The following is a 7,087-nucleotide window of genomic DNA, read 5'->3' as shown; positions in this document are numbered from 1 at the left end:
GGGCGTGTTGCCCCCCGAGCTCGTGCCGGGGGCCGAGGTGCTCCTCTCCGACGATCTGCGCTCGCTCTTGGCCGTGGCCGACCAGACCTTCGCCGACAGCGAGGGGCGCGAGCACCGGGTGCGGTTTGGTCTGGTGGACTCGGGGTACCGCACCGACGAGGTGTACGAGCTCGCCCGGGTGGCGAAGAAGCTTTTGCCCTCCAAGGGCGTGGAGACCGAGAGCAAGCGCGTGAACCCGCTCACCTACACCGAGCTCGACACCTACCCGGGCACGCGAAAGAAGATTCTCGGGGGCCTCAAACTTGTGAGCTACTCCCCCGACGTGTGGAAGGACGCGCTCTCCCGCCGCCTCCTGGTAGACCCGGGCCGCCCCGGCGCCTGGCACCTGCACGCCGGCACGGGCCCCGACTACCTCTCGCACTTCCGGGCCGAGGCCCGCGACGAGCTCTCGGGCCCCTGGGAGCTGAGGGGCCGGCGCCCCAATCACCTGTTCGACGTGGCCGTGCTCCAGGTGATCGCCCACGAGATGCTGGGGCGGCCCCCGTACCGGCTGTGGGAGCAGTTGGCGCGGGAGCGGGGGGGCCCCTCCGGCGCACCACCGCCCGCTGCCGCCGCCAAGCCCGCCAGCCCGATGGCGGGCCGCCGCGTCAACCCCTTTGCCCGCTGACCCCCTGCTCCGAAGGAGGCCCCCGATGACCGTCACGATCCCCGTCACGACCACCCGCGAGCTCGCCGGCGTGAACTACGACCGCCAGAAGGGGGCCCTGTGCCCCAAGTGCGGCTTCGGGCGCCCGCAGGTGTACACGACCAGGCCGTGGGAAGAGGGGTTTCGGGTGCGGTTCCACCAGTGCCAGAACTGCGGCACGGCGTTCAAGAGCCTGGAGACCGACGGGCTACGAGAGGGAGGCCGCCGAACGGCGAAACAGGGCAGAGGGTAGGCGGGTCGCGCTCAGGCCTGGCGCTTTCGCTCGAGCTCCTTTTGCTGCGCCCGATGACCGTACACGAAGGTGCCCACCAGGCCGCTGACGGCGGTGACCACGGTGGCAAAGCCCCAGCCGCTCTGGCCGGCATACATCAGGGCCATGCCGCCGCCGATGGCGGTGACGGCGAGGAGGAAACCGGCCGCCTGCCCGACGTAGGCCTGGCGGATCTTGGCGCGCACGGCGTCGCCTTCGATGGCGTGGCGGTGTGCCTCCTGCCTCTCTGCCATGGCGAGGATGCGATTGGCCGCGCCGGGCAGGGTTCGTTCGTAGTGCTCGAAGGCGTCGGGGGGTGGGAGCGGCCCGTTGAACAGGGTGGCGGTGAGCTTGGCAGAGGCCAGGTGCTGCGGCGGGGTTCCCGCGGGAGCACCGGAAAGGATGTGGGGCGCGCCCGGAGCCGACGCCGGCTTGACCGGCCTGGATTTCTTCACGGCGCGTCGCGGGTCTGGGCCTCGAACTCGGCCAGGGCCGCTTCGAGGTCGCGCCCTACGGCCTTCCAGTCCTCGGCCAGCGCGCGGCCGTCGGAGACGGCCGGCGACGGATGGGCGTTGAACTGGTCGAAGGTGGCGCCGAGATCGAGCGTGCGGGCCGCTCCTTCCAGGAAAGAGGGCATGGAGAAGAGAAAATCGGTCATGATTTGACCCCGTAGGACAAGAGGAGCGGGCAACTCGAGGTTGTCCGCCGTTCGAGCGAGAGCCTACCGGTACGTATCGACCTCGTCAAGAAACCCCTCGATCCCACCCCCGGCACACTGCGCGAAACGCGCCGCGCAGCGAATGCACCGTTCACAAGCTCGTTTTCCGCTTCCCACGCGGGGTTGCTGGCCGAAAGTTCGTACTAGATTAGTACGCTTGTGATACTAATTTAGTACGAAAACCGTACTAGATTAGTACGGACCCCCTTTTTTCCTCTTCCCCTTCCTGTTTCCCTGTGCGCCATGGCGACGGCGCAAGAGCTCCTCGACGCGGCAAACGCGGCCATCCTGCGGATACTGTCCGACGGCCAGGAGGTGGTGACCGTGGGCGGCCGGCGGTTCACCGAGGCTAACCTGGCCGACCTGCGGGCCTTCCGCGACCAGCTCCAGGCAGAGGTGGGCGCGGCGCGCCGGCCGGGGATCCTGGACCGGGCCCGGCACGGGGTGGTGCGGCGATGAGCGGGGCCCCCGTGACGCTCTTCGGCCCCGACGGCCGGCCGGCGCCGCGGGCATCGGTGCCCCGGGCTCCCTCGGCGAGCTACGGCCGCCACGTGCGGCGCAAGGCCGCCTCGTCGGTGGGCACGCTCGTCACCTGGACGCTCCACTACGTGTCGGCCCGGCTCGCCGAGTACGAGCGGCGCAAGGGCGCCGACCGGGCCATGGACCTCTACGTCAACTCCTCTCTCGCCCACGGCATCCTCGAGGGCCTGGTCACCGATGTGGTGGGCACGGGCCTCACGCCCCAGCCCCAGCCCATGGCCGACTGGCTGGGCTTCGACGCGGCCTGGCAGGAGCAGTGGACCCGCGACGTGTACGCCTGGTTCGAGATCGTGGGGCTCGACTGCCGCCGATGGGCCGACGCCCAGCGGCGGGCGACGATCTACGGCCTGCAGGCCCTGGCGGCCTTCCTCTGGCGGCTCGAAGGGGCGTCGTTCTTCCAGGTGGTCTCGCGTCCGGTCCCGGGCTCGCCGGTCTCCACGCGGCTGCTGCCCATCTGCCCGAGCCGCGTGCGCACCCCCTCGGACCTGGGGGAAGACGAGCGGGTCTTCGATGGGGTGGAGGTAGACGAGCTCGGGGCGCCGCGGCGCATCTGGGTGGCGCCGGCGGCGGGCAGCTCCTACCTGCAAACCTTCTCCTCGGGCGACATGCAGCCCCTGGACGTGTGGGACGAGGCCACGGGGCTGCCGAAGGTGCTGATCGTCACTCGGGTGCGCAACATCGCCGAGTACCGGGAGGACGGCATCCTCACGGCGATCCTCAAGGACATCCGCGACGGCGAGGACCTCCGGGAGGCCGCCTCGATCAAGGCGCTCATCTCGAACACGTTTGCCCTCTTCGTGGCCGAGGAGGGGCCGGGCTTCCCCGGCCTCGACGGCGGCGAGCCGTCGAACCAGGTGCTCTCGTGGGCCGACCGGGTCCAAGAGCTCGAACGGGGGATGATCATCCAGGGCCAGCCCCACCAGAAGCCCACCGAGATCAAGACCGACGCCCCCGGGCCCAACTACGAGATCATGGTCAAAGACATCCACACGGGCCTAGGGATCTCGACGGGCCGGGGCCGCGAGAACCTGATCCGCGAGTACACGAGCTCGTACTCGGCCTCCCAGGCTTCGATGGAGAACGAGGCCAAGTGGAGCGACCAGGACCGCCTCACGCTCGCCGACACGTTCTGTCAGCCCTGGTGGATGTGGACCCAGCTCGAAGGGGTGCTCCGGGGCCACCTGCCGGCCCGCTCGGTCGAGGACTTCCGCCGCGAGCTCTACGCCTACACCCGCACGGCGTGGCTGCGGCCGCCGGTGCGGCACATCGACAAGTTCAAGATCGCCAAGGCCGACGAGACGCGGCTCGGCAACCGCACCACCACGCTCTCGAAGATCTACGCCGAGATGGGCGAGGACTGGCGCACCGCGGTAACCCAGAGCCTGACGGAGGAGGCCTTCGTCCGCCGCGAGCGCAAGCGCCTGAAGCTGCCCGATCCGGACCTGGTGGAGGCCCTGAAGAAGGCTGCCGGCCGCCTGGAGGACGACGATGGCGAAGAATAAGCCGGTCAACCTGCTCGACCTGGTACAGGACCGGGCGTGGGCCATCTACCCGGGCAAGCTCGAGGAGGTCAATGCCCGGATCGTGCAGCTCCTGGAGGGCCAGACCGCGCTCCCTCCGGAGTACCGCGCCGAGCTCGAGGCGCAGGCCCGCACCGGCATGGCCGGCGACGAGGACGACGGCCCCGCCTACGAGGTGCGCAACGGCGTGGCCCTGATCCCGGTGCGGGGCACGCTGATGAAGCGGGCGAATCTCTTCACCCGCTTCTCGGGCGGCACCTCCTACGACCTCCTGCAACGGGACCTCGCCGAGGCCCTGGGCGACCCGGCGGTGGACGCGCTGCTCTTGCCCATCGACAGCCCCGGGGGCACGGCCGATGGGGTGACCGAGCTCGCCCGGTGGCTGCGGGAGCAGCGGGGGCGAAAGCGGATGATCGGCTACGCCGACGGGCTCATGGCCTCGGCGGCCTACTATCTGGGCTCGGCCGTGGACGAGGTGGTGGCGGCCGAGAGCGCGCTGGTGGGGTCGATCGGCGTGGTGCTGGCCCACTACGACTACTCGGGGGCCTACGAGAAGATCGGGGTGAAGACCACGTTTCTTCACGCCGGCGCCTACAAGGTGGCCGGCAACGAGACCGAGGCCCTCTCGGAGGAGGCGCGCACGTATCTCCAGGGGATCGTGGACGGCTACTACCGCCTCTTCGTCGACGACGTGGCCGCCAGCCGGCCGCTCTCGGCCGAGGCGGCGCGCAATACCGAGGCCCGGGTCTACCTGGGCGCCCAGGCTGTGGCAGAGGGCCTGGCCGACCGGGTGGGCACGTTACAGGACGCCTTCGACCTCGCGCGCAAGCGCACACTCTTTGCCATGGGAGGCACGGCGATGCGAAGCACGGCAGAGCTCAAAGAGAAGAACCCCGAGCTGTACGAGGCGGTGTTTGCCGAAGGGCGCGCCGCGGCCCAGGCCCAGAGCACCCAGGCGGCGGAGCAGGCCGCCGCGGCCGCCACGGCGGCCGAGCGGGAGCGATGCCTGAAGATCTTCCGGGCCGACGCCGACCGCACGGTGACCGCCGAGGCCATGGAGAAGGGCACGGATCTCGCCGCCTTCTTCGAGGCGGCCCACGCGGCCGAGAAGGCCGCCAAGGCAAAGGGCCTGGAGGACCTGGGGCGTCGTTGGGCCAGGGCGCGAAGGTGGCCGGGCAGGAGAAGGCCAAGGGGAGCTCCCAGGCGGCGGCCGACTTCCTGGCGAAGGTGAAGGCCCATGAGGCCGAGCGCAAGACGAGCCGGCGCGAGGCCATGGATGCGGTGATCGCCGCCGAGCCGAAGCTGTACCAGGAGTGGCTCGACGCGGGCTGCCCGCAGAGCTGAGAGACCCCTACGCGGTTCCGACCGGCAACGCAAGCAGAAGAGGAGAACATCATGGCTGGCAGCTGGAACGAAGGGCCCAAGACCTACCCCGCCGGCGAGGCCCTCGGCGAGAAGCGGCGCGTGAAGACCGTGGCCGGCGCGGTGGAGTACGCCGACGCCGACGCCCTGGGCGACGGGGTGGCCTGGGAGGGCGCCCAGGCCGCCGGCGACGACGTGGCGGTGCACTGGCTCAACCTGCCCGGCACGGTGCCCATGTGCGCGGCCGGCGCCATCGACCGCGACGCCGACGTCTACGCCGCGGCCGACGGCAAGGTGCAGGCCCTGCCCGCCGCCCCCGGCAGCTACATCAAGGTGGGCAAGAACGTGGGGTACGCGGCGAGCGGCGACGGCGCCATCGCCGAGGTGCTGGTCACCCCCGACGCCGGCACGGTGAAGGTGGTGTCCGGATAACACCCACGGCGGGGCGCGCCCCGTCGCAGGACCAGACGAGCAGGGCGGGCCGAGACGCCGCCCCACAGCGCAAAAGGAGCACAGATCATGAGACCGACCATCGACACCGCCCGGCCCCGTCCCGACATCGGGGTCGCGCTCTCGGAGACCATGGCCGCCGCGCCCGCGATGGGCTTCATCGGGCTACAGCTCTTGCCCGTGTTTCGCACCCCGGTGAGCGAGGGGACGTTCGAGGTGGTCCCGGTGGAGGCGCTGCACAACCTGCGCGACGACCGGCGCAAGGGCGGCGGCCACTACAACCGCGACGAGGCCGAGACCGAGCGGGGGATGTTTCTCACCCGCGACCGCGGGCTCGAGGCGCGCAAGGACCGCCGCACGCTCAAGACCTACGGCAGCGACACCAACGGCGTGCTCCTCTACGAGCGCGTCATCGCCCAGCGCAAGCTCTTCGACGTGCTCCGGGCGGCGGAGAAGCGCATCGCCGACAAGATCATCAACACCACGAACTTCCCCACGCCCCTGGCCGCCGGCACGGCCTGGGACGCGGCCAACTCCGACCCCCGCAAGAACGTGAACGCCGCCAAGAAGTTCCTGAAGGGCAAGGGGGTCATCGCCGACACCCTCGCCATCTCCTGGAACACCTTCATGAACCTCTCGGAGAACGCGGCCATCCAGACCGTGGTCTACCAGCTCTTCCCCGAAGCGGCCAAGAGCGGGCAGGTCACCATCGACCATCTGCGGGTCTACTTCGACCTGCCGAAGATCCTGGTGGGCGGCGCCATGTACAACAGCGCCAACCCGGGCCTCAACGCGACGCTCGCCGAGATCTGGCCCGACACCCACGCCTGGGTGGGCAAGACCAGCGCCTCGGCCGACCTCTCGGAGCCCTGCGTGGGCCGCACCTTTCTGTGGACCGGCGACGGCGCCGGCGGCGACGGGCTGGTGGCGGTGGAGGACTACCCGGACGAGCCGGCGCGCAGCGACATCGTGCGGGTGCGCTGGGACGTGGACGAGCGCCTGCTGGCCACGGTGGACGACGCGAACGCCGAGAAGTCCAAGATCTACCAGGCCTGCGGCAAGCTGATCAGCGGCATCAAGACGTAATGGGCTTTCACGAGGCAGAGACCCGGCTGGCCGAGGTGGAGGTGCGGCGCTTCGGCCAGCCGGTGGCGGTGGCGCCGCTGGACGGCTCGGAGGCCTTCGAGCTCGTGGCGCTCTTCGACGCCGCCGCCGAAGACGAGGCCCTGGGCCAGGCCCGGGGACACCTGGGGGCGCACGTGTTCCACTGCCTGCCCTCCGACGCCGAGGCCCTGGCCGAGGGGGATTTGCTCACGCCGCCCTCGGGCGGGAGCTACGCGGTGACCGAGATCGTCCGGGTGCCCGGGCGGCTGGCCGAAGTGCGGGTGGTGGAGCGGTGAGGCTTTCCCACACCGGGCCCTCGACGCCGGCGAGCATCCCGCCGAGCGACTTCTATGTGCAGATCGACACCTCCGAGGTCGCCCGTCGCTTCGAGCTCTTGCCCGGGCAGCTCGTCCTTGCCGCCCGCCGCGCGGCGGTGC

At 70.6% G+C, this 7,087-nt stretch carries 11 protein-coding genes; 9 read left to right on the top strand and 2 right to left on the bottom strand.

The genetic code is table 11. The features are described 5' to 3' along the window. On the top strand, positions 1-667 hold a 667-nt coding region (locus tag AB1578_20940), incomplete at its 5' end, for a terminase gpA endonuclease subunit (protein ID MEW6490363.1). Positions 668-692: 25 nt separating this feature from the next. Then, positions 693-938, top strand: a complete 246-nt coding sequence (locus AB1578_20935) for a hypothetical protein (protein ID MEW6490362.1) — start codon at positions 693-695, stop codon at positions 936-938. Between the two features lie 11 nt (positions 939-949). Here AB1578_20935 and AB1578_20930 read toward each other — a convergent pair whose 3' ends face one another. Continuing rightward, entirely contained in the window at positions 950-1,411 is a 462-nt protein-coding gene (locus tag AB1578_20930; protein MEW6490361.1) for a DUF2335 domain-containing protein, read from the bottom strand. After that, a complete protein-coding gene (locus AB1578_20925) occupies positions 1,408-1,614 on the bottom strand; it encodes a hypothetical protein (GenBank protein ID MEW6490360.1) in 207 nt (68 codons plus the stop codon). Before AB1578_20925 ends, AB1578_20930 begins: the two co-directional genes overlap by 4 nt. A gap of 303 nt (positions 1,615-1,917) precedes the next feature. Here AB1578_20925 and gpW point away from each other — a divergent pair, with 303 nt between their 5' ends. The 7 genes from gpW (at position 1,918) to AB1578_20890 (ending at position 6,946) form a co-directional block, all read left to right on the top strand. Further along, entirely contained in the window at positions 1,918-2,133 is a 216-nt protein-coding gene (gene gpW / locus AB1578_20920) for a gpW family head-tail joining protein (protein MEW6490359.1), read from the top strand. Continuing rightward, complete coding sequence (locus tag AB1578_20915) at positions 2,130-3,716, top strand: phage portal protein (protein ID MEW6490358.1); 1,587 nt, start codon at positions 2,130-2,132, stop codon at positions 3,714-3,716. Before gpW ends, AB1578_20915 begins: the two co-directional genes overlap by 4 nt. Further along, positions 3,703-4,965, top strand: coding sequence for a S49 family peptidase (locus AB1578_20910; protein MEW6490357.1), 1,263 nt, complete (start codon positions 3,703-3,705; stop codon positions 4,963-4,965). The genes AB1578_20915 and AB1578_20910 overlap by 14 nt, the downstream gene beginning before the upstream one ends. After that, a complete protein-coding gene (locus tag AB1578_20905) occupies positions 4,902-5,078 on the top strand; it encodes a hypothetical protein (protein ID MEW6490356.1) in 177 nt (58 codons plus the stop codon). The genes AB1578_20910 and AB1578_20905 overlap by 64 nt, the downstream gene beginning before the upstream one ends. A 51-nt stretch (positions 5,079-5,129) precedes the next feature. Beyond that, positions 5,130-5,528 (top strand): hypothetical protein, encoded by a 399-nt coding sequence (locus tag AB1578_20900; GenBank protein MEW6490355.1) that lies wholly within the window; start codon positions 5,130-5,132, stop codon positions 5,526-5,528. Positions 5,529-5,615: 87 nt separating this feature from the next. Then, on the top strand, positions 5,616-6,632 hold the full coding sequence (locus AB1578_20895; GenBank protein MEW6490354.1) for a hypothetical protein: 1,017 nt from the start codon (positions 5,616-5,618) through the stop codon (positions 6,630-6,632). Beyond that, complete coding sequence (locus AB1578_20890; GenBank protein ID MEW6490353.1) at positions 6,632-6,946, top strand: hypothetical protein; 315 nt, start codon at positions 6,632-6,634, stop codon at positions 6,944-6,946. Before AB1578_20895 ends, AB1578_20890 begins: the two co-directional genes overlap by 1 nt. Positions 6,947-7,087: the final 141 nt, after the last annotated feature.

The organism is Thermodesulfobacteriota bacterium (assembly GCA_040756475.1).
In the GTDB taxonomy this organism is placed as follows: domain Bacteria; phylum Desulfobacterota; class Deferrisomatia; order Deferrisomatales; family JACRMM01; genus JBFLZB01.
This window is presented reverse-complemented; position numbering and strand designations above follow the sequence as displayed.

Bases quoted from the DNA above. Each gene is read 5' to 3' on its own strand.
- AB1578_20895 (MEW6490354.1), top strand. From the start codon at position 5,616: ATGAGACCGACCATCGACACCGCCCGGCCCCGTCCCGACATCGGGGTC.
- AB1578_20935 (MEW6490362.1), top strand. From the start codon at position 693: ATGACCGTCACGATCCCCGTCACGACCACCCGCGAGCTCGCCGGCGTG.
- AB1578_20915 (MEW6490358.1), top strand. From the start codon at position 2,130: ATGAGCGGGGCCCCCGTGACGCTCTTCGGCCCCGACGGCCGGCCGGCG.
- AB1578_20900 (MEW6490355.1), top strand. From the start codon at position 5,130: ATGGCTGGCAGCTGGAACGAAGGGCCCAAGACCTACCCCGCCGGCGAG.
- gpW (MEW6490359.1), top strand. From the start codon at position 1,918: ATGGCGACGGCGCAAGAGCTCCTCGACGCGGCAAACGCGGCCATCCTG.
- AB1578_20910 (MEW6490357.1), top strand. From the start codon at position 3,703: ATGGCGAAGAATAAGCCGGTCAACCTGCTCGACCTGGTACAGGACCGG.
- AB1578_20925 (MEW6490360.1), bottom strand. From the start codon at position 1,614: ATGACCGATTTTCTCTTCTCCATGCCCTCTTTCCTGGAAGGAGCGGCC.
- AB1578_20890 (MEW6490353.1), top strand. From the start codon at position 6,632: ATGGGCTTTCACGAGGCAGAGACCCGGCTGGCCGAGGTGGAGGTGCGG.